Raw genomic sequence first — 678 nt, forward strand, 5'->3', positions numbered from 1 at the left:
GCTTCGAGGGCACCCCAATCAAAATCAGTGTGCGGGTGCGCGAAAAGAAGCGCCGGTAGGGCTCCAGCTAGTCTGTTTGGGCCGCGCCATTCTCGTTCCACTCATTCGGAATGGGAATGGCGGTTGCATCAGGCGCGCCCGGATCCACCAGCGTGTTCGCTGAAGTTTTGCGGAACCTGCGCCAAGAATGCGCCTCATTCTTGGATTTTCGAGGCCGCCGGCGTCGCCATGGCCGCGCCGCGGGCACAGCCCAGGATTTCCTGCGTATAATGGCGCGCACGCCATCTAGGCCAAGGATTACCACAGCGAGCCAAATCCCGATGTAGGTAACCCATTCGAGGCCCTCAATGCGCTCGCCCAGCAGGGTTGCAACGACGGTGACCAAGATCGGTTCAACGTAAGACAGTAAACCGAATACCGCGTACGGCAAAAGTTTTGCGGCCATCACCTAAGAGATGAGGGCAAATACGGATAATCCGCCCAGTGTCAAAAGTAGGATTGCGGCAGGAAGGTGCGAAAATGCAACGCTCACGCCGTTTTGTCGTGATGCTGCATAAATCGCGAGGGGCATCGCCAGTGCCATTTCCCAGGTGAGGGCGCCCACGCCATCAGTTTCAAAAATACGGCGAAGCACAAAGTAGATTGGGTATCCCACCGCAACATAAACCGTGACCCAGC

Annotated in this window: 1 protein-coding gene and 1 pseudogene; both read right to left on the bottom strand. The window is 57.1% G+C overall.

The window, feature by feature from the left end; all coding sequences use genetic code 11:
* Positions 1 to 67 precede the first annotated feature (67 nt).
* Positions 68 to 445 carry a hypothetical protein gene (locus tag HMPREF1627_RS09975; protein ID WP_158705805.1) on the bottom strand — a complete coding sequence of 126 codons (378 nt, stop codon included), beginning with the start codon at positions 443 to 445 and terminating at the stop codon, positions 68 to 70.
* 3 nt (positions 446 to 448) lie between these two features.
* Positions 449 to 678 (bottom strand): annotated as a pseudogene (locus tag HMPREF1627_RS09980) (EamA family transporter RarD); the annotation flags it as partial.

It is taken from the genome of Actinomyces sp. S6-Spd3 (assembly GCF_000758755.1).
GTDB lineage: Bacteria > Actinomycetota > Actinomycetes > Actinomycetales > Actinomycetaceae > Pauljensenia.

What these genes read in the sequence shown, in the direction of transcription:
- HMPREF1627_RS09975 (WP_158705805.1), bottom strand. Translation starts at nt 445, where the DNA reads ATGGCCGCAAAACTTTTGCCGTACGCGGTATTCGGTTTACTGTCTTAC.